The sequence below is a fragment of the Archaeoglobus sulfaticallidus PM70-1 genome, assembly GCF_000385565.1.
Taxonomy (GTDB): domain Archaea; phylum Halobacteriota; class Archaeoglobi; order Archaeoglobales; family Archaeoglobaceae; genus Archaeoglobus_A; species Archaeoglobus_A sulfaticallidus.
In genome coordinates this window covers 1,714,530-1,731,292 of the sequence record NC_021169.1, presented here as the reverse complement: position 1 = coordinate 1,731,292, position 16,763 = coordinate 1,714,530, and the positions used below count along the sequence as shown (strand labels likewise).

Below are 16,763 nucleotides of genomic sequence, written 5' to 3'. Positions count from 1 at the left end.
AAGCAATGTTCGAATTAGGAGATTTACACGTTTACTACTGCAAGTACGCTATTACATATATTAGGATGATATTTTATGCTACACAGTTATTCTGCCAGTTCTGCTTGAAGAATGGGATAAATATAGAGAGGTTCGTTGAGAGGGTTAGGAGGAGAAGGGTCTGATAGCGAACACATTGTTGGAAACTTTCAATTTCTATGAAAAATTGTCTGGATGGTTATTTAATTTTATAGATAGATTGAAAGAAAGAGACCTCTATTTCGTTTAAAAAATGTTCTACTTCAGGTATCTCAGCTTCAGGAAGATTTCAGTGATTTTCCTAACTTTATTCCTTTGTATATCAAAACAAGCCCGGCAGTTATCCCAATCGTGCTAACGATCAGGTTATATGGATATGTCAGAAAAAATATCGATATCGCAATTAAAAAAATAGTTGAAAATATTCCGAAATGGAAAAGTGCGAAAGCTATTATTACATCGAACTCTCTCGACATCTCGCTGCCTGTCCAATCTGCTACCCGGCCTGAGGCCCGAGCATTGATTGAATCTTTTTCTGCAGTTCGACAAATCTCTCTCTGAGCTTCTCTTCCTGCCTCTGCAGGGTTTTTATTCTGATCTCCAGAGTCTCCTTCTTCTCCTCAAGCTCCTTTAGCATCTCTTCCTTGCTTGTTTTTACGAGTATATTACCAACTGTTTTGTAAACAGTAGTATCTTCCTTTTTTTTCAGCTCTTCCAGCGCCATTTCAGCTTCTTTCAGTCCAGCATCAACCTGTGCTTTCTGAGCAACCACAACCTGAAGCTGCTGTTGGATCTGCTGAAGCTGAGCAACCATATTCTGTACCTGGGGTGGAAGTTCAACACTCATCTCGAACACCTCTACTCTACTTCATCGATTACATTCAATATTTCATTACATATTCTTATAAGCCGTAACCACGAATTCAGGCTGGCTCTAAATGAAGTTAGATCTTCTGCTTCGATTTTTAAGATTAAAGACCCTCCCTTTAAATAAATCTTTGCCTCGCTTCTTATCCCTCTACCCCCCTCAACTTTCAGCGCATTAAATATCAGTTCTGCCTTCTTGTAATTCTCAATCTTGAACTCGAAATCACCTTTATAGTTCAATCTTTCACCTCATGGATCTCATGACAATAAGCTTGCCCACGAGCCTGCCACTGTAGTTGAAAAGCATGTGGTATTTATTCCTGTCTTTCTTTACAAGAATCTCTTTCTTTAATGCTCCCATGGCCTTGAACTTTTTCTTCATCTTTTTCCCGGCAAAACTTACTGGAACAGCATCAAATATTAAAGGATCGAACCACACATCCCCGCTAAAGAAGACAGGGGAGTTATCCATCTTAACTTTTTCTATCTTCCCGGGATTGAATCTCATTGAAAAAACTTCCCGTCCATTTTTTATGATCCTGAGGATAGATGGATTTCCTTTTATCTCTTCTAGTATCGCAACATCAGGGGACAGAGAATAGACCTTTTCAAGACTCTTTTTTCCCCTTGAAATGTACTTCCAGTTCATGAATTTTGCGAGAAATTTGGCAAGCGTTCTGGTTTTCCTCCCCGGCTTTCTTGAGGTTGTGAGGATCACATGGATTTACTGGATGTATGGAGATTTTAAGTTTGTGTAGTTGTAGGTTTGTGTAGTTGCGTTCATTGTTGTAGGCAGTAAGCAAAAATTTGGTGAACTTGGAAATCCTATGACTTCCAAAGTACTTGATACTAAGGAGGTTTAATTCTCAAAGCAATCAGGAAGAGCTCTTCATTCTGCATAAAAGTGTTTTTCAACTTAAAATCCCACACAATATTGTAGAGGTCTATATGTGATGTGAACTACCCCCGTATGAGGTCTTGCAAGCAAGGGTGATAAAACAAATAACAAATTTCGGTTATTTCCGGTAGATGAAATTTTTTATTTTCACTTGCGTATTTGCTAGGGAGCGTTTTACTGGGCTAAATTTTCAACTATACATACAGGAAATCAAAGAGGAGAATCTATTGCGAGTAGGTCATTCATTGCTTAACCTCCCAGTTACATATATCGTTTGCACAGATCATTCCTGATATTACCACTGCTTCTATTCCACCACCCGGGAAAGTTGAAGCACTTGCCAGATACAAGCCCCTTATTGGGGTTTTAAAGTACGGTCTCTTGGTGTCAATCGATTGATCAAAAGCGTAGATTGCTCCTTCCGGCATAGAGGTGTATCTCTCGAACGTCTTTGGTGTTGCTGCATCCTGAACGATTATACGCTTGCTTAAATCCGGAATGACTTTTTCAGCCTTCTTGATCAACATTTCGGCAAATTCCTTCTTCTTCTGCAAATACTCTTCTGTTCCTCTCTCTGGAAAATCGTGATAGTTGGCGAGAGTCAGTATTGTAACGCTCGCTTTACCATTTGGCGCTAAGCTTGAGTCAGCATTCGAGTTTATCACAACATAATATCCATCATCCAAATCTACGACAATCGTTGGATATTCAGTTAGGTCTGCATCAACTCCTAAGAACACCGCAAAGCAGGAAGGAGACATCTTCAGGGTTTTTAAGTATTCAATGAATCTCGCATCCAAGTGCTTCTCTCCAACGAGTTCTAAGAAAGTGGTTTTTGCGTTTGCATTTGCCACAACAATCGAAGCTCTAAAAACTTTGTCTCCAACCTTTATACCCTCAACCTTTCCGTTCCCGATCAGTATCTTATCTGCTTTATGCCTAAGCAAGACTTTACCACCGTGCCCCTCAATAACCTCCTTCAAGCTGTTTGCAAACCTTTGAGCTCCTCCTCTTGGAAAGTACCCCCCATGGATGTAGTATGAAACTACAGCAGTAAGTGCGTTGCTTGCAGGAGTTTTATCTGCTTCTGTTCCTATATAGCCTAACAAAGCGCCAAGTAAAGTCTTTAAATCCTCATTTTTGAAGTATTCATCGAGTTTTTGCCTGAATGTTTTGTTCATCCAGTCGTAAAAGTGTGGATGCTCCTTAGGATAATCCAAGAGCTTTTTAGCTCCAAAAACCTTGACGATTAGTTCAGCTGGCAAGGGAATGCCATAAGCTTCAGCGTCTTTGTAACACTCCTCATAGGCTTTTTTAGCTTCATCGAAGAAGGCGTAAATGTTCTCTTTTTCTTCTGGAAACATATCTGAAAGCTTTCTCATGAATTCCTCCAGGTTTTGTACTTCTACTTCCTCGTCTTTGAAGACGTATCTTATTGTATTTCTCACAAACAAATCTTCTCTTTTTAACCCAAGCTCTCTGAGAAGATAGGCGATAGGACCTTTTTCCCATAAACCGCTTACATCTGAGACACCAGCATTAAAGACAAAATCCCTCCTTTTAAAGGATGAGCAGTAGCCTCCAACCTGATAATGTTGCTCCAAAACTAAAACCTTGTATCCTCTTTTTGAGAGTAAAGCACCGCAGGTTAAGCCAGCAATGCCAGAGCCAACGATGATGACATCGTATTCGTTTTCTCCTTTTAGCTTTTGAGTTACCTCAACGCTCCAATCATATTTCTTGAATTCCTTTGAAGCAAAGTAAGCGGGTGCTTTCAAGGGAAAAACAATTGAAAACGCTATACCAAGAGCAATTAAAGTGTTTGAAAGTATTATGGTAAAGGGTATGTCGAGAAGTAAAAATATGGTTGCGTTTGCTATGAAGATTACTGCCCAGACCCCAGTAATTATGTTGTTGATGGCCAGAAATGATTTCTCCTTCCAGTAGATTTCAGGATAATCCCTTTTCGAAACCTGAAGGGTGTAAGGTTGTTTGATGATTAGAGAAAATAATGCCATTAGAAACAAAGTAAAGTAACCGAGAAAACCGCTTTTCTCAACAAATATGTTCAGGTTGAAGATAAATGTAGCAGTAGTGGCTATGCTGAAGTAGAGAAGAGAGGTAACATCCATCAGATTGAAATCTCTTCTGCAGATTTGAGGGATTATAAGCAGTAAAATAATAACTAAGGGAATGACTACGCCCAACATGTTTCCCATTCCACATAATACCCAGTAAACAACCCATGGAACAAAAGAAATAAGTATATAGAGCATACCGGGTATTTTTCTATTGTTTTTCACATTTCCCTTCATTTTCTACACCTTTCTGGTTTGCTTTATATTGTTTTAATGCTTAAATCCTCTTCAACTTTTCACCCTCTTTTATCTTCTCTTTCATCCTTTTCTTCCATTCTTCATACTTCAAAACTCATTTCTCTTCAAGCAATTCAACCAAAGCAGAAAGTATATCATCCAATAGCTCAATCTCTTCTTTCAACTCCTTAATTTCTTTTTTCTTTGTCATTTTATTTCACCACCATAAGCTTTGGATAATGAACACAAATACCTTTAACAAAAATTTCAGCCTTCTTTATAGCATTTATTACTTCTTTCACATACTTTTCAGCTTTGGTTTTATCAGAAAGTATTTCATAGCTTTCTGGATAATTTTGCTTTAGCCATTCTCTAAACTCCTTACCAGAAGCCTTTAGATTCAGAAACTCAAACCAGTAAAAATTCGTAAAACTTTTCGTTTCTTCTATTAAATGTTCTATATCAGTCAAATGAGGAATTATCGGAGAAATAAATGCGTAATTTCTAACCCCGTTTTCACGAAGTTCTTTAAATGCTTCTATTCTTCTCTTATTACTCGAAGAAAACGGTTCAACTTTCTTTTTAATCGCACCTTCAAAGCTGTTAATTGTGAGACCAACTTCTATATCGTTAAACTTCTTAAACAAGTCTATATCCCTTAAAACTAAATCGGATTTTGTTAGAATAGATAGTTTTATTCTTTTATCCATATTTTTCAAAACATTCCTCGTTAACCTAAACTCCTTTTCAATTGGCTGGTAAGGATCGCTAACACTACTCATATAAACGGAACCGTTAACTACCTGCTTTTTAACAAGATCTGCCATATTTTCTTTAACAACTACCCAAGATCCCCACTTTCCGTGATTATACCATCTGCACATGAACTTGGCATAACAGTACTTACATGCGTGCTGGCAGCCAATATATTGATTTACAACCCATTTAGCTCCAGGAATTTTGGTTGGAGCAAAGGCTTTCTTGGCTTTTATCTTGACAATCTTCATCTTCACACCTTGCCACACGGAAGATTGCAAAACATATCAAATATACGCCACCAACTACGCTAATAGCCTTCCATGTCCTCCAGTTCCCAGTAAATACGTCGTACAAATTCTCGATTATTACAGGAATAAGACATAAAGCACATACCAGCAAAATAAGATTTGCTTTTCTTTCTTCACCACCTTTATACAATCTTCTCATCAGTGAACCCAAAAACCCTCCACCGAAAAATCCAGTTCCTATTACAGCAGGAAATCTCCAGTCAAGTATGCCTGTTGCTGAGTACATGGTTAAAAGAGTAAGAGTGAAACCTACGAGTCCAAATAAAATACCAAATTTGATATCTCTCAGCCAATTCATTTTTTTCACTCATTGACATTTTCTATTATTCAAAAGTTTCCAGTAAACCAATCGATTGAGCATGTTTGAAGGTTATAGCTCCGAGAGAACCGACCATACATCCTGTAGTAAATACGAACAATGTAGATTTCTTAGGATCTCCAATCCATTTTAGAGGAACTGTTTTTATCTTTCATTCCTTTCTACCTCCTCTTATTAGTAATCACAAATTAAATTTTCAAGCCTTGCTGTAAGCACGAATTTAATTATTTCTTGAAGCTTATTCATTTTAACCCTTTAACATATTTTTCAACAACCTTTTTATTTTTGATTGCTTTCATTATGTTTCTTTTCTTTTTTATAGGCTGTATAGGTTATCAACATCCTGCTTATAAACGCTGCAAGAAACATTATTATGCTGTTTGTGATAGCAACAACAACAGAAGCTAGGAATATCGTAGCTAAGGTACCAAGAGCGAGAATATCTTCAGGAGTTGGCTTTTTTGTGAATTTGTTTGTCTTTAAATCATAGACTACAACTATCAGCCAAAGAACTCCGAAGATCAACATCATCTGCCAATACATATCGACACGATTCTTCAGGAATCCAACGACACCTAAAATAAAGTATCCAACCCCTATCGCAACCCAGAGCCATAGCGGTGGATTTTATAGTTTCATTTTCTTTTCACCTCGTCATTGTTAAATTTCGACATTGATAAAAATAAAAATACTGTACCGCTTGATAAGAAACTTATTCCGAGAGCTTACTGCTTTAGTATTAAGATAGGGCTTCCCTTTATAAGCTTTCCGAATAAAATCAAATAACAACTCTTACAACTCCATATTTTTATCTCTCTATTCCAGAAGAGTGTCTGCAAGAAATAAAACTCAAAAACAATCAAAATCAAAAAAGAAGTCAAATAAATCGAAAAAGTTTAAAAACAGAAGCACCAAATTCCTTTTCATGATTACGGATGAGATAAGGGAGAAAATAAACAGAGGAGAAATCTACGAAGAAGAATTGAGAATTCTCGTTTACAGCTTCGCTCAAACAATAAGCATAACTGCAAGAAAGCTGTTCAAAAGAAAAGAGATTGAAGATGATACCTTCATTGACTACTTCAAAGTTGAGACAATAAGGCTTATGGAATGATTCCAGCCTTCTTCTACCTCTATTTAAGCTTTGATGAGAAATTGAGAGAAATTCTCGATCTAAAGCTGAAACGATAACAGACTATGCAGAATACCACAAAAAGAGGAAAAATCTCTCTTATCACATGGACAGAATGATATTCAGGAATCTGAAGGTTAAAGAAGGTGAGATATACGTTCTCGATACTTTTATCGTTCCAGTTGATTTGAACAAACGTAGAAATGGAAAGAAGATAGCTCAGGAATTTGATGCTGAGTTCGTCTTCGATTCGTTAAAGGGAACAACAGTCGGCTATATAGTTGCTGTTTTAATAAATCTCTCCAATCTAAGCCTGGTTGATGTTAGAATCTTCTCAAAGAAAACTTCAAAGGTTAAAGCGGATGAAATGGTGATATCGAATCTGGGAACTCTAAACGGTAAAATAAAGGCCGTAATAGCGGATGCAGGATTTAGCTGCTACAAAGTGTATGAGATGTCAATGTCGTACAGAATAATACCGATTGTTAAACCCAAAAATAACCTGAAGAAACTTGAAAGGGTTATTAAGGCTATGCTAGTCAACTTTGACTGGCTAAATTCGAGGTATTCAAGCGTTTTTGATGATCTGGTTAAAGATTTGAATGAGATAATAAAAACGACCCTTCAAGCAATCAACGATTACGAGGATTTTGCTGAGATGAGGGCTGAGATTGAGATTCTATTTAAAGCGACAAAAGCTCTTTTTGGATTGAAGGATTTGCACATCTATTACAGAGATCTGGCGATTCCAAGGGTTACTATGTGTCTGTACGCTGGATCTCTGTTTATGCAGTTCTGCATTGAGAATGGACTTAAAGCTGACGTTATCATAGAGCATTTGAGAGGGAGAAGGTTGTAAATCATAGGGCACTTTTCTGGAGTTGTTTATTTTTGATTTGGAGTTGTTAAATGCTGGATTTGTTAAAATAGAGAGATCGGATAAAGGGAGGTCCTATAAAGATATGTCCGTAAATTTAAATCAGAAAGCTTTTTAACTTAGCTCTCATAATTTCACTGAAATGTCACGGGTTGAGGAACTCGGCTACACCACGACTCCCGAAACAACCGATCTGGCAAATCAGATTATGTTCTGTCTTGTGAACAAGTACTCAATCGAGGAGATAATGGATATTACGAGAAAAAATAGCTCGAAGAACATATACATAATGGTCAGCAAGAGAAATCCCGAGAAGGTGAGCCTTTTTGTCGATCATAATGGAAATCTGAGCTACTGTTGTGATGATCCACTGTTAATTCCAATACCAAAAAAGTTTGCAGTTCTCGAGCCAGATAAAGACTATTTCGAGATAACACTTAAGGCTAACATCTGCTTGGCTTTGATGAGAGCTTCTGAAAAGGATCTGCACAGATAGCGATAGTGATGGATGACATCGATGGATGACATAATTGTCGTGGATAGCATCGGAAAACGGTTTGGCAATCTTTATGCCCTTAAAGGAGTTTCTTTCAGGGTTGAACGAGGAGAGATTTTTGGTCTTCTGGGCCCAAACGGGGCTGGAAAGACAACTTTGATAAAGATCCTCTCGACACTCCTGAAGCCGAGTGAGGGTAAAGCGTTTGTTGCCGGATACAGTATAACTGATGAACCATCCAGAGTAAGGCAGAACATCGGAATAGTCTTTCAGGAGCCGACTCTAGATCTTGAACTTACAGCAAGGGAGAACTTGGACTTTCATGGAAGGATCTATGGAATGGACGGACAACTGAGGAAAGAACGGATTGATGAAGTTCTCTCTCTTGTGGGGCTGTTAGATAAGGCTGATGAGCTTGTTAAGAAGTTCAGCGGTGGCATGCAGAGGAGGCTTGAGATAGCGAGAGGTCTGATGCACTCACCTCAGGTGCTATTCTTGGATGAGCCGACCCTCGGGCTCGATGTTCAGACGAGGAGGAATATTTGGGAATATATTGAGAGCATGGAAAATGTCACGATAATCCTTACAACTCACTATATAGAAGAGGCCGAAAGGCTGTGCGATAGAGTGGCGATCATCGATCACGGCAGAATCATTGCCCTCGATACGGTGGAGAGTCTGAGGAGCTTGGTCGGAAGGGACTCAATTGAAGTATATACCAGAGATGGAGAAAAGCTGATCGCAGCACTGGCCGAATACGATGAATCTGTTTTTAAAACAGATTATGGCGTGCTGATAAGTGCCAACGAGGGAGAGAAGTTAATTCCGAAGATCGTTACGCTTGCAAATGAAAATGGTGTTGCCATCAACTCAATAAGTCTCAAAAAATCGAGCCTCGAGGATGTCTTCATCAGGCTGACTGGTAGGACGATACGGGGTGGAGGATCAGATATTAGCAGATTTGTTATTGCAAGGAGAAGGTGATTGAATTTGACAATCGGAATGGAAGTCAAGATTAGAAAGGAGCTGAACGGGGTATACACGCTCTGGCTCAGGGATCTGAAGAGGTACGTAAGGGCGAGGAGCAGGATTATTGGATCACTTGGGATGCCGGTGTTTTTCTTAGCTTTTCTTGGCATGGGATTTAGAAGGGCTAACATCCCCTCACTGGAGGGAATGAACTATATCGATTTCCTGGCCCCGGGAATAATCGCGATGGTTATACTTTTTACAGGAACCTTTTCAGGAGTTTCTATTGTCTGGGACAGGCAGTTCGGTTTTTTGAGGGAGATAATGGTCTCTCCGATAAGCAGGACAGCGATATCCATCGGCAGAAATTTTGGTGGGGCGACAACAGCCATAATTCAGGGGTTGATGATGTTTGCATTAAGTCTGCTTATCGGTTTCAGACCGAACATTTATGGCATCGCTTTAGCCCTGGTTTTCATGTTTCTGATAGCGGTATCTTTTACAGGATTGGGAATAATAATATCTACCTTAATGGAGGACATTCACGGATTCCAGCTTGTTATAAACTTCTTTGTTTTTCCCGTCTTCTTTTTATCCGGTGCTCTTTATCCCCTGGACGAACTGCCAGCATATGTCAGGCTGGTATCCTATTTCGATCCCTTAACTTATGGAGTAGATGGTTTGAGGTACAGCCTGACGGGTTTTAATGAATTCAATCCTGCTTTGGATCTGATTGTGCTGATAGCTTTCTCAATTTTCGCAATATTGTTCTCAGCGATCAGATTCAGCAGAACTGAGGTTGAGTAATTTGCTCCTGATTTTCTCGACAATTCTCTTCTTTTTATTTATGGCGTGCTCTACAGCTTTATCCACTTTCTCCCTCATCTCTTCAAAGTCTGGTGGAGTCTGTTCCCCTACAACCTTTTTCAGCGGAGTATAGGCTGATTCTCTGAACCTTGGCTTCAGTGGTCTCTTCTCAGCAGTATCGTCAATCACGAAAGCTCCCTCGCCATCCTCTACCCACCCAACCTCGTGGATGTTAACGAACTTCCTGACAGCTTTCTTAACCTCATCAGCAACATCTGGAGGGCAGATAACCATCAGAGAGTCTATTGAAACTCCCATAAAGTCTATCTCCAGCTTTTCGAGCATCTTCAAGACTTTGGGATTGACAGCTTTCCTGACCTTCTCATAATCGAAAACTATAGCCTTCTTCGATACCGCAGAAATCTCTTCAGCATCTCCCCTTATCCCGCCGTTCGTAACATCGCTCATTGAATGAATCTTCCCGACAAGATTTTCTTTGAAGATGGATTCACATGCGAGCAGGAAGTCGATGTTGAGGCTTTCCTCGATAACCTCGTGCATACCATAGTATATTGCGGTGGTTACAACAGTCCCCCCTCCTGCACCCTCTGTAAGCAGGATCACATCTCCCTTCCTCGCATTTTTTCTGGGGGTTATGTGTTCCGATATACCAACACATCCGACACCACCTGTCATCCTCTCTCCGATAACCATATCCCCGCCAATCCTCAGTGTGCTTCCGCTGACGAGCGGAACATTGATTAAATCGCAGACGGCCGTTATTCCTGCGATATGGTCGAATATCTTGGAGACATCTCCATCATCTGCAACATGTATGTCTGAGAAGACAGCTAAAGGCCTAGCACCCATGACATAGACATCCCTCATTGCCGCACGGGTAACATGGAATCCTGCAATGAAAGGATATTCGCTGAGCCTCGAATGGATGCCATCTATAGCGATTGAGATGTAAAAGTCTTTGTATTTCATAACCCCGGCATCATCTAGGTCTTTGGTTGATAGAACTGCCGAGCTATCCCCAATAACTTCGGCGATCTTCCTGTGAACATAAAAGTCTCCTCTACCTCTTGAACCAACACCGAACTCACCCATCTTAACTCCTGAACGGTAGTACTCGAGGATGTAGTTGCTCTTTGAATCAGCATTTTTAACTTCCAGAATAACAGCTTCAGCCCACTTCAGAGCTTTGTCTGTATCCCATCCTTTTATTTCAGCAATTCTCTCTGCAAGAACTTTTTTAACTCTATCCTCATCCATTCGCTTTATCATTCTCCTAACAAAACCCTCAAGATCCATGAGATCACCCGAACTTTCCACCCTGTCTCAACGATTCGTAGATAAGGATTGATGTCGCGTTGGATAAATTTAATGAATTCACTTTGCCAAACCCTCTGATTTTCAGAACCCCATCACAAACCTTCAAAACTGGTTTGGACACTCCCTTATCCTCTTCTCCTATCACAAAAGCAATGGGTGGGGTTAGATCAAACTGAGATATATCTTCTCCAAAGTTCTCTGCTGAATATACTTCAATCCCCGCATTTTTGATTTTTTTCACGGCATTAACGGGGTTCTCTCTCGCAATGGGTATGTGGAAAACCGCTCCTGTGGAGACCTTTGCAACAGTTTCGTTGATTCCAGCACTCCTACGCTTTCTTATAACCACTCCGGCACAGGAGAAGAATTCTGCCGTTCTGATAACCGCTCCGAGGTTGTTCGGGTCTTTAACCCCATCTAATATAACTATGGGTGAACTTTTAAGCAATGCTCTCTCTATTATGTGATCCAGTGAAGCGTACGGGACTGGAGAGACCTCAGCCTTGATTGGATGCTCACCTTTGATTACAGATTTTTTTACAGGAACACCCCTCTTTTTACAGAGCGAAATAACCTCTTTTATTCTTGCACTGGCTTTTTCTGGGTTGTAATATATCTTGTTGACCCTATCAGCCTTCAGGGCCTCGATTATCGAGTTGATGTCTGAGATTATCATAATACTGACTATATCTATTTATTTTAGATAAACTGTTCTGTCTTTATGCTTTAAGTTTTTCATCAACTTTTTGACAAAGTCAACAACCTTCTCTGAGCTATCTATGCTGTTTATGTCGAACCATCTAACCTCAAGAGCATCACTTCCGGCCTTTGGTTCTCCACCCTTAATCTCTGAAAAGAAATCGATTATCACATAGTGGAACCTTACTTCCCCATTCCCGATTATCTCCTCGCTCACACAGGCAACATCTCCAATCTCTATCTCAAGCCCGGTCTCCTCCTTAACCTCTCTGGCGAGTGCTGACCTGAGAGACTCACCAACCCTAACTAATCCTCCAGGAACAGACCAGTAGCCCTTGTTTGGCTCATTGGCTCTCTTAACCAGCAAAACCTTTCCGTTCTGTATTATAACTGCTCCAACACCAACCATAGGCCTCACTGGATTCTCTCTCATTTTATCCCCTTCATGATCAGTTCGATCTTTCCTTCTAGGCCTGAGAATGTGTACTCAACAGCTATCGCAGCAAGAAATATCGCCATCAGTCTCGCAACTATATCCGAACCACTCTTTCCGAGTACCCTGATAATTTGATTCGTATATATATGTGTTAGTCTGACAATGGCGTATGTCAGCAGAATGCTCAGTATGACCATCAGCTTCATAACTGGAGTCTCAGCGGTTGAGTAAAGCACTATGGCTGCCGTTATTGCTCCGGGGCCAGAGTAGAGTGGCAGGGCTATCGGAAATACAGCCAGCGAATCGACATCAACACTCTCTTTGCTTTTTTCCACATACGCTTCCTTCCTTCTGCTTCCCATCAGGATATCTACAGATACGGCGAAGAGCAGAATGCCACCGGCAATCTTCAAAGAATCCATCGAAATCTTGAAGAAGTAGAGGATGTATCCTCCTGTAACCGTTACAAGCAGTAGCAGGACTGTTGCAAGCAGAACGGCTTTCTTTGAAATCCTGTCCCTGTCTTTTTCATCCAGCATCTCCGTTATGGCTATGAACATAGGTATATTTCCAGGAGGATCAACGATTATGAAGATGGTTGTGAAAGAGGTGATGAAGAAGCTCAGGTAGTCCACTTCATCACCCCTTGAATCTTGATATGGCTTCTGCTGTGTTCTCGAGCAGTTTTACTGCTGATTCCTGTGTTGGGAACCCTCCAAGCCCGCAATCTGGGCCAACATAGGCTATTAGCTCTCCAAAAATGTTGTATGCTTTTTCAATCCTCTCGTATATCTTTTCAGGGCTTTCGAGTTCATCAATGGCCTTGACTATAAGATCTCTGTCTTTCCATGCGTTAACATTGTGCTTAGTATTAAACTCGGCGATCAGCGCATCTATATCGCTTCTCGATATGCCGATCCTCAGCATTTTATCGTATGATTCAAGCTCTTCAGCATCAATGAAGTTCATGACATTTTCATCCTTTGCTGACTCGACCCCGATGACATCTATTGCCTCTATCTCCAGAAATTTTTGATAGTAAAGGGGAGCATGGAGGTGTATCTGAACATCAACGCTGAAATCGAAGTTTTCATAAGCTAATTCCATCTGTTCGGGAGTTGGCTGGAGTTCCGGATTTAAACCTAAGCTCGGATCGTCAATGCTTATGCATGTAACATTTAAGCTGGATTTGATCGCATTCTCAGCAAATCTCGCAATAGATTTGGATATTGCTGAGAGAACATCTTCATAGATGACAGGTCCAAACTCCTTAAGATAGATTTCAAACGGTCCGGTCAGACAGATTCGGATACCGCTACCATAGCTCAACTTCTTCAGACTCTCAAGTTCTGGTATGATCGCATTTTCTTTCTTTATCAGGTACGGACTCTCCTGAAACGCCTCATCTTTCATTAGATCGAGAAACATCTTAACCATATCTCTGAACTGCGGGTAGTTCGGCACCTCAACACCAGACTTAACTTTCATAACAAAAGCCCTCTGACACATTTCCTCGAATTCTCTGCTTGATAGATTTTCTTCAACCCATTCTTTGGTTATGCCCTCTGGTAGTGGAAAGCTACCGATGTCATCGAATTTGAAATCCATAATGGTCATGATATAAATGCCTTATTTAACTTTACCCCCACTTACTTCTTACCTCCTCAACCGTAAAGGCTGTCAGAACCATTCCAAAAATTATCATTATGAAAGAGAACCTGAGCATGATCCTGAATCCGTACACCTGTGCGAGGGTTCCACCTAAGAGCGGGCCTATAACCCATCCCAGATTCCATGCTGTGTTGTAAACACCCATTGCTTCTCCACGATTTTTTATGTCTGAGAAGTCGGCAACCAGTGCTGGAGCTGAGGTTGATGCTGTAGCCCATGCAAACCCCTCCAGAGCATGTATTGGGAAAGCATAGATGTAGTGGTTGATCGTGGAATACAGCAGCATCGTAATCGCGAAAAGGAACTGGGAGAGCAGTATAAGGGGCTTTCTGCCGAATCTGTCAGATACCTTGCCAAGCAGAATGGATACAATTGCTCCAGTTACAGCTCCTGTGGTGAACAGCAAACCAACATGTATTTCTTCAGCTCCAAGCTCTTTTGAAATGTATATCGGGAGTATGGAGTATATCATGCCTGTTGAGATCATTAAAGGCAGTAAGCTGAAACTGAGGGCGTAAATTTTTCTCATAGAGGGTGTTGGTCTAGCCAGGATAATATTATTTTTGCAATTCGCAGAAATCTGTCACAAAAATTCTAAAATTAAAATCCTGAAATCGCCAAAATCAAAGAAAAATTAGGTTGATTCTTCAGACTTTGCCCTTCAGCAGTTCTGCACCCTTTTCAACCACTACCTGAGTTGGAGTTGGTAGCTTGTATCCAGCCCTCTTGAGGGCGTTCTTGCCAACCTCGAAACCTTCAGGGCGAACCCATATGCTCATAACCTTCGTTCCCTTGAACACTCTTGCAGCGTTTCCAACTGGTTTTCCATATGCCATTCTCATTCCCTGTGAAATTCTGTCTGCTCCAGCTCCTACAGCCATTTTGTGCTCCCTGAGTATGTGATGTGGATAGATTCTGAGCTTGAGGTAATAGTTTGAACCTCCGAGCCTTTTAGCAGCATACTTGTTTGCGGTAATTCTTGCGGCCTCTAAAGCTGTATCTCTGATCTGAACATTTTCCTTGGCTACAAGCGTGAGCTGGATTGGGAACTCAGCATTCTTGTTACCCATATCGAACTGTCTGACTCTAATACCTGGAGCACCATCTACATACTGTCTTTTTGTGAGCGGTCTTTCGAGCCTCCTGAACATTCTTGCTGGTTTTCTTGCCATGGTATCACCTTCTCAAGATAGACAATCGTTTTGTATTTAAGCATTTTGGGGTAACTTTTTGCAGTACCGGTTTTCCAGATTATTTCAGCACTCTAAACTTTTTATCTTACCGTTGCTTGCAAGACCCCATGCGTGAGCGTGGGGATACGCAAGGGGAGGTGGGTGGGTAGTTAAGCTTAAATACTATTAGTAAACAATTAGTATATATGCCAGTAATAAGGATAGACAACAACGCTCATGAAATCTTGAAAGAAGTTAGAGATAAACTCAAAAAGAAGGGAATAAACGCTACTTTTTCAGATGCGGTAAGATGGCTGTATGAAAGTGCAAAAGACGATTAAAATACCTGTTTCAGATAAAATAACCCAAGAAAAGCTTGAGAAACTTGACAGATTAACTGCTCGGCTTACTTACGGTGTTCATATATTCCTTGATAAAATCATCGAAAACGATATTACTTCATTAAAAGAGGCTGAGCAATTTAGAAAAGAAATCCAGCAGATAACTGGCTTACCCTCTGCTTTCGCTCAAGCCTGCAGAGATAAAGCTTTGTGGATGTACAAATCTTACAAGAAACTTCACAGGGAGTGGCAGAAAGAGGTTGTTAAACTTGAACGAAAGATTGAGCGATGTATGGATAAGCATAAGCGTAAAAAGCTTGAACACAAACTATATCGATTGAAGAAGAGAGAACCATCCTTACCAACCATTATGGGTAAAATTCCTGTTATGTTTGACTATCGTGTTGGCTCAATCGAGTTCTCTTATTCAGCTAAGGAGTTCAAGCTCTGGATGAGGATTTCAACGCTTGAGAAGGGTAAGAGAATTGACGTCCCGCTACATTCCTATGCTTATGCTGAAAAACACCTTAAAAGTTGGTCGATAAAATCCTTCCAGATTGTTTGGAGGAGCAAGCTTAAGCGATATGAAGTTCATGTTGTGGTTGAAAAGGAGGTGGTAGTTAAGCCTAAAAGATTGGTGGGAATAGATTTGGGTTTAAAAAGGATAATAACTGCATACGAAACTAACGGAGAGGAGAACCGTGTTCTCCTCTTCTCAAAGGAAGAATACAAAGAGTTCTTCATTCGGATGAGAAGATTAAACAACAGAATAGGCAAACTGCAAAGATTGAGAAAATACAGAATTTTAAAGAAGCTAAGGCATAAGAGGAGAAACTATGCAAGGGACTTCCGCAGGAAACTGGCAGTTGAACTTGTAAGACAGTTCAGTAATTGCTTGATTTTCATAGGACATCCCTCCCACGTGAGGGATAAACACTACAAAGGTTCTGGACATCGTAAAAACAGAAAACGCATAAATCACTGGGCTTTTCGTGAATTTGCTGAAATTTTAAAGACTAAGTTGATGGAGAACAACAACATAGCAATAATCGTTAACGAATGGATGTCAACCAAACAGTGTTCTGAATGTGGTTCAAAGAAAACGGAAGTTAACGATAGACACTTTAGATGTCTTGAATGTGGTTATGAGGATGACAGAGACGTTAATGCCGCTAAGAACATCCTTAAGTTTGGTCTAACTAAAGCGCTCCGTAAAGGAGCGGGGGCTGCTGTGAACCAGCCCGAACTACCGATGATAGGGCAGAAGCCCTTGAAGGTAGAAGCTCCGTCCGTAAGGGCGGAGTAGTTCACGTTGCGATTGCGGATGAGCCGGGGGATAGG

The 16,763-nt window shown here is 40.5% G+C and carries 22 protein-coding genes; 8 read left to right on the top strand and 14 right to left on the bottom strand.

Annotation, left to right across the window (positions count from 1 at the left end):
* The first annotated feature begins 5 nt into the window (after positions 1 to 5).
* Positions 6 to 164, top strand: a complete 159-nt coding sequence (locus tag ASULF_RS12070) for a hypothetical protein (protein ID WP_015591485.1) — start codon at positions 6 to 8, stop codon at positions 162 to 164.
* Positions 165 to 514: 350 nt separating this feature from the next.
* Here ASULF_RS12070 and ASULF_RS09345 read toward each other — a convergent pair whose 3' ends face one another.
* The 7 genes from ASULF_RS09345 to ASULF_RS09315 form a co-directional block, all read right to left on the bottom strand.
* A complete protein-coding gene (locus ASULF_RS09345) occupies positions 515 to 865 on the bottom strand; it encodes a prefoldin subunit beta (protein ID WP_015591483.1) in 351 nt (116 codons plus the stop codon).
* An 11-nt stretch (positions 866 to 876) separates the two neighbouring features.
* On the bottom strand, positions 877 to 1,125 hold the full coding sequence (locus ASULF_RS09340) for a KEOPS complex subunit Pcc1 (RefSeq protein WP_015591482.1): 249 nt from the start codon (positions 1,123 to 1,125) through the stop codon (positions 877 to 879).
* Between the two features lie 4 nt (positions 1,126 to 1,129).
* Positions 1,130 to 1,603 (bottom strand): Brix domain-containing protein, encoded by a 474-nt coding sequence (locus ASULF_RS09335; protein ID WP_015591481.1) that lies wholly within the window; start codon positions 1,601 to 1,603, stop codon positions 1,130 to 1,132.
* Positions 1,604 to 2,025: 422 nt separating this feature from the next.
* Positions 2,026 to 4,098 (bottom strand): phytoene desaturase family protein, encoded by a 2,073-nt coding sequence (locus tag ASULF_RS09330; RefSeq protein WP_015591480.1) that lies wholly within the window; start codon positions 4,096 to 4,098, stop codon positions 2,026 to 2,028.
* A 212-nt stretch (positions 4,099 to 4,310) separates the two neighbouring features.
* Positions 4,311 to 5,105 carry an SPL family radical SAM protein gene (locus tag ASULF_RS09325; protein ID WP_015591478.1) on the bottom strand — a complete coding sequence of 265 codons (795 nt, stop codon included), beginning with the start codon at positions 5,103 to 5,105 and terminating at the stop codon, positions 4,311 to 4,313.
* Positions 5,044 to 5,463 carry a hypothetical protein gene (locus ASULF_RS09320; RefSeq protein WP_015591477.1) on the bottom strand — a complete coding sequence of 140 codons (420 nt, stop codon included), beginning with the start codon at positions 5,461 to 5,463 and terminating at the stop codon, positions 5,044 to 5,046. The genes ASULF_RS09325 and ASULF_RS09320 overlap by 62 nt, the downstream gene beginning before the upstream one ends.
* Before the next feature lie 300 nt (positions 5,464 to 5,763).
* Positions 5,764 to 6,015 carry a hypothetical protein gene (locus ASULF_RS09315; RefSeq protein ID WP_144060536.1) on the bottom strand — a complete coding sequence of 84 codons (252 nt, stop codon included), beginning with the start codon at positions 6,013 to 6,015 and terminating at the stop codon, positions 5,764 to 5,766.
* A 394-nt stretch (positions 6,016 to 6,409) separates the two neighbouring features.
* On the opposite strand from ASULF_RS09315, the gene ASULF_RS09310 reads away from it, so the two are divergent.
* The 5 genes from ASULF_RS09310 to ASULF_RS09290 all read left to right on the top strand — a co-directional run bounded on the left by ASULF_RS09310 (position 6,410) and on the right by ASULF_RS09290 (position 9,765).
* Positions 6,410 to 6,598 (top strand): hypothetical protein, encoded by a 189-nt coding sequence (locus ASULF_RS09310; protein WP_015591475.1) that lies wholly within the window; start codon positions 6,410 to 6,412, stop codon positions 6,596 to 6,598.
* Between the two features lie 124 nt (positions 6,599 to 6,722).
* Positions 6,723 to 7,475, top strand: a complete 753-nt coding sequence (locus ASULF_RS09305; protein ID WP_015591474.1) for a transposase — start codon at positions 6,723 to 6,725, stop codon at positions 7,473 to 7,475.
* 160 nt (positions 7,476 to 7,635) lie between these two features.
* On the top strand, positions 7,636 to 7,989 hold the full coding sequence (locus ASULF_RS09300) for a hypothetical protein (protein WP_015591473.1): 354 nt from the start codon (positions 7,636 to 7,638) through the stop codon (positions 7,987 to 7,989).
* Positions 7,990 to 8,010: 21 nt separating this feature from the next.
* Entirely contained in the window at positions 8,011 to 8,973 is a 963-nt protein-coding gene (locus tag ASULF_RS09295; RefSeq protein WP_015591472.1) for a daunorubicin resistance protein DrrA family ABC transporter ATP-binding protein, read from the top strand.
* A gap of 6 nt (positions 8,974 to 8,979) precedes the next feature.
* A complete protein-coding gene (locus ASULF_RS09290) occupies positions 8,980 to 9,765 on the top strand; it encodes an ABC transporter permease (RefSeq protein ID WP_015591471.1) in 786 nt (261 codons plus the stop codon).
* On the opposite strand, the gene ASULF_RS09285 is transcribed toward ASULF_RS09290, so the two are convergent.
* The 7 genes from ASULF_RS09285 to rplJ form a co-directional block, all read right to left on the bottom strand.
* A complete protein-coding gene (locus ASULF_RS09285) occupies positions 9,730 to 11,082 on the bottom strand; it encodes an AIR synthase-related protein (protein WP_015591470.1) in 1,353 nt (450 codons plus the stop codon). The two genes, ASULF_RS09290 and ASULF_RS09285, sit on opposite strands and share 36 nt — an antisense overlap.
* Positions 11,083 to 11,086: 4 nt before the next feature.
* A complete protein-coding gene (gene rlmB / locus ASULF_RS09280) occupies positions 11,087 to 11,779 on the bottom strand; it encodes a 23S rRNA (guanosine(2251)-2'-O)-methyltransferase RlmB (protein ID WP_015591469.1) in 693 nt (230 codons plus the stop codon).
* Positions 11,780 to 11,797: 18 nt separating this feature from the next.
* Positions 11,798 to 12,235, bottom strand: a complete 438-nt coding sequence (locus tag ASULF_RS09275; protein WP_015591468.1) for an NUDIX hydrolase — start codon at positions 12,233 to 12,235, stop codon at positions 11,798 to 11,800.
* Entirely contained in the window at positions 12,232 to 12,873 is a 642-nt protein-coding gene (locus ASULF_RS09270) for an NAAT family transporter (RefSeq protein ID WP_015591467.1), read from the bottom strand. The genes ASULF_RS09275 and ASULF_RS09270 overlap by 4 nt, the downstream gene beginning before the upstream one ends.
* A gap of 4 nt (positions 12,874 to 12,877) precedes the next feature.
* Entirely contained in the window at positions 12,878 to 13,846 is a 969-nt protein-coding gene (locus tag ASULF_RS09265; RefSeq protein WP_015591466.1) for a methionine synthase, read from the bottom strand.
* 31 nt (positions 13,847 to 13,877) lie between these two features.
* Entirely contained in the window at positions 13,878 to 14,438 is a 561-nt protein-coding gene (locus ASULF_RS09260) for an MFS transporter (RefSeq protein ID WP_015591465.1), read from the bottom strand.
* A gap of 118 nt (positions 14,439 to 14,556) precedes the next feature.
* Positions 14,557 to 15,081, bottom strand: coding sequence for a 50S ribosomal protein L16 (rplJ, locus tag ASULF_RS09255; RefSeq protein ID WP_015591464.1), 525 nt, complete (start codon positions 15,079 to 15,081; stop codon positions 14,557 to 14,559).
* A gap of 206 nt (positions 15,082 to 15,287) precedes the next feature.
* On the opposite strand from rplJ, the gene ASULF_RS12345 reads away from it, so the two are divergent.
* Both ASULF_RS12345 and ASULF_RS09250 read left to right on the top strand, forming a co-directional pair.
* Positions 15,288 to 15,422 carry a hypothetical protein gene (locus ASULF_RS12345; RefSeq protein ID WP_015591463.1) on the top strand — a complete coding sequence of 45 codons (135 nt, stop codon included), beginning with the start codon at positions 15,288 to 15,290 and terminating at the stop codon, positions 15,420 to 15,422.
* On the top strand, positions 15,400 to 16,728 hold the full coding sequence (locus tag ASULF_RS09250; protein ID WP_015591462.1) for an RNA-guided endonuclease InsQ/TnpB family protein: 1,329 nt from the start codon (positions 15,400 to 15,402) through the stop codon (positions 16,726 to 16,728). Before ASULF_RS12345 ends, ASULF_RS09250 begins: the two co-directional genes overlap by 23 nt.
* The last annotated feature ends 35 nt before the right edge of the window (positions 16,729 to 16,763 follow it).

Bases quoted from the DNA above. Each gene is read 5' to 3' on its own strand.
- ASULF_RS12070 (WP_015591485.1), top strand. From the start codon at position 6: ATGTTCGAATTAGGAGATTTACACGTTTACTACTGCAAGTACGCTATT.
- ASULF_RS09345 (WP_015591483.1), bottom strand. From the start codon at position 865: ATGAGTGTTGAACTTCCACCCCAGGTACAGAATATGGTTGCTCAGCTT.
- ASULF_RS09330 (WP_015591480.1), bottom strand. From the start codon at position 4,098: ATGAAGGGAAATGTGAAAAACAATAGAAAAATACCCGGTATGCTCTAT.
- ASULF_RS09325 (WP_015591478.1), bottom strand. From the start codon at position 5,105: ATGAAGATTGTCAAGATAAAAGCCAAGAAAGCCTTTGCTCCAACCAAA.
- ASULF_RS09320 (WP_015591477.1), bottom strand. From the start codon at position 5,463: ATGAATTGGCTGAGAGATATCAAATTTGGTATTTTATTTGGACTCGTA.
- ASULF_RS09315 (WP_144060536.1), bottom strand. From the start codon at position 6,015: ATGATGTTGATCTTCGGAGTTCTTTGGCTGATAGTTGTAGTCTATGAT.
- ASULF_RS09310 (WP_015591475.1), top strand. From the start codon at position 6,410: ATGATTACGGATGAGATAAGGGAGAAAATAAACAGAGGAGAAATCTAC.
- ASULF_RS09305 (WP_015591474.1), top strand. From the start codon at position 6,723: ATGGACAGAATGATATTCAGGAATCTGAAGGTTAAAGAAGGTGAGATA.
- ASULF_RS09300 (WP_015591473.1), top strand. From the start codon at position 7,636: ATGTCACGGGTTGAGGAACTCGGCTACACCACGACTCCCGAAACAACC.
- ASULF_RS09295 (WP_015591472.1), top strand. From the start codon at position 8,011: ATGGATGACATAATTGTCGTGGATAGCATCGGAAAACGGTTTGGCAAT.
- ASULF_RS09285 (WP_015591470.1), bottom strand. From the start codon at position 11,082: ATGGATCTTGAGGGTTTTGTTAGGAGAATGATAAAGCGAATGGATGAG.
- rlmB (WP_015591469.1), bottom strand. From the start codon at position 11,779: ATGATAATCTCAGACATCAACTCGATAATCGAGGCCCTGAAGGCTGAT.
- ASULF_RS09275 (WP_015591468.1), bottom strand. From the start codon at position 12,235: ATGAGAGAGAATCCAGTGAGGCCTATGGTTGGTGTTGGAGCAGTTATA.
- ASULF_RS09265 (WP_015591466.1), bottom strand. From the start codon at position 13,846: ATGGATTTCAAATTCGATGACATCGGTAGCTTTCCACTACCAGAGGGC.
- ASULF_RS09260 (WP_015591465.1), bottom strand. From the start codon at position 14,438: ATGAGAAAAATTTACGCCCTCAGTTTCAGCTTACTGCCTTTAATGATC.
- rplJ (WP_015591464.1), bottom strand. From the start codon at position 15,081: ATGGCAAGAAAACCAGCAAGAATGTTCAGGAGGCTCGAAAGACCGCTC.
- ASULF_RS12345 (WP_015591463.1), top strand. From the start codon at position 15,288: ATGCCAGTAATAAGGATAGACAACAACGCTCATGAAATCTTGAAAGAA.
- ASULF_RS09250 (WP_015591462.1), top strand. From the start codon at position 15,400: ATGAAAGTGCAAAAGACGATTAAAATACCTGTTTCAGATAAAATAACC.